Source organism: Variovorax sp. 01T439_2 (assembly GCF_056398445.1).
The window spans coordinates 1-2,107 of sequence record NZ_JBFTPJ010000988.1; the positions used below are offsets into that span (position 1 = coordinate 1).

2 protein-coding genes are annotated in these 2,107 nt (G+C 58.5%); both read right to left on the bottom strand.

Translation table 11 applies throughout. The features are described 5' to 3' along the window. On the bottom strand, positions 1-416 hold a 416-nt coding region (locus tag AC1DOC_RS30810), incomplete at its 3' end, for a MarR family transcriptional regulator (protein ID WP_478131239.1). A gap of 189 nt (positions 417-605) precedes the next feature. Next, positions 606-2,107 (bottom strand): 4-hydroxyphenylacetate 3-hydroxylase family protein (locus tag AC1DOC_RS30815; protein WP_478131240.1); only part of this gene is annotated, 1,502 nt, incomplete at its 5' end.

The following is a 2,107-nucleotide window of genomic DNA, read 5'->3' on the forward strand; positions in this document are numbered from 1 at the left end:
TAGGTCGTCCGCTGATCCTGATCACCACGCCGACGAACCACCAAGTCCTTTTCCACTAGCAGTTTGACAAGGCTGGAGGAAAAGGCCGGTGTGATATCAAGGCGGCTTGCAATCTGATTGACCTGAAGCTCCATGTCGGGGCAACCATAGATTTGAATCAGTGCCTGGTGAGCCAACGGATCGATGCCAAACTTTTTTGCCTGCTCTTCGACGATGCGGAACACTTTGCGCAGCACGTAGCGCGCTTCGGCAACACCTATGAAGTAGAGGTGCTTGTTGCTCTCCCGCGCTTTGCGGCTTGCAGCGCTTTTGCGACGGATACGGTCAACGGACAGCGGCTGGGAAGCAACTGGCACTTCGAGTTTGGGTTCACGCGGTTTGATCAGAGCACGGGAAGTCTTCGTTACGGAGGTCATTTAATCTACTTGGTCCCGAATGTGCGTCGCGCGCCGGCGCACCTCAGGTTATAAAGACTTTTATACAGTGCAAAGTATATTCTTCAGCTACCGTTGTCAACATACTGATATGACGCAAATATAGGGAGCATTGACCGTCCGCCGACAAAGGGCCGGCGTCGACTCCGGCCCTTTGTAATTGCGCAATCGTTACTTATAGTCGTCCGGTCCGAATGCGCCTTCGAAGCCTGGAAGGGCCAACGCGCGATCAACCAAACCGGTTGCTCGTGCGTAGTCGAAACTACGGTTGACATTTTGCTTGACCAAGAAGGACGCACCACCGTAGAACTTCTCGTATTGCTGGTGGCGATTGCCAAACTCCGAGCCAATGAAGTCCCAGGCCATCCGCATCAGCGCAACGCGCTCGTCGGCACTGGTGGTTGCCGAACGGTAGTACCGCTGCACGTCGGCGGCGGTTTCGGAGTTCTGGAAGTCCTTGAACGATGAGGGGAGGGTGATCATCCCGGCGCCGGAGAGCTCACGGATGATTTCCACCATGCGAGCGTTCAACTCCGATTGGAGCGCCATGATCGAGTACAGCGCAGTGCGCGACGGCCACAGTACGCCATTGCTGTCCGTTTCAGCCGCCACTTCCTGGGCCAGCAGCATGTTCTCTACGATGGACACGAGCGAGGTCAACTCACCCATCTGGGTCTGCACCGCGGGGTTGGCATCGTTGCCCGTCAGCTCGTTCATGCGTTTGGCCAAGCCGGTCATGAAACGCAGCTTGGTGGCGTAGCGAGCCTGCGCCTGCAAGTTGCCGTACAGATGCGCGGGCGTTTTCCACCATTGGTCGCGGGCGACTTGGAGGTTGCGGTAAATGAACACGTGCTCCCAGGGGATGAACACGTCGTCGAGCACCACGAAGCAGTCCGATTCGTCGAAGCGGCTGGACAGCGGGTAGTCGAAGGAGTTCAGTGCTTGACCGCCGAAGGGGCGGCGCGGGTACAGCTTGACGCCTGGGGCTCCCACAGGCACAGCCACGCCGAATGCGTAATTCTCGTCGCCAGGCTGCAGGGGGTGGATGGTGCTGATGTAGATGTAGTCGCAGTAGACGCCGGCCGTTGCCAGTTGCTGGGCGCCCTTGATGACGATGCCATCGTCTCTCTCCTTGACGACCCCTGCGTACAAGGTGGGGTCGCTTTGCAGATGTGCCGGCTTGCTGCGGTCGATCTGCGGAGGCACGATGGCATACGTCACGTACTGGTGGGTCTCGCGCAAGTGCTCGTAGAACTTGATCACGTTGTCCGCAAACTGCTGTCCGCCAGCAGCGAACACGCTCGGTACGGCTGCATAGCCGGAGAAGAATCCAGCGACGTGGTCCGGCGAGCGGCCCATGAGGCCGAAGGTCGCTTCCGACCACATCTCGCTCGCCAGGCGCTTCGCCTTCAGATCTGCGTGGGTCTTCGGGATCTGAAAGCCGCGAAGGACCGGATTTCCAGTCGTCGGTGACGTGTACGTCATCACCTCACGATTTTCGGGCGCCGCCGCAATGTCGTAGAGGTTGCTCAGCGAGCGCGCTCCCCTCGCGAATGCGCGATGGGTCGTCACGTCCGAAACCCGTTCGCCATCCACATAAATTTGTCGACCATCGCGCAGCGCGCGTAGGTACTCATCACCTGTACGCAAGTTAGCTGTGACCACTGTAGCTC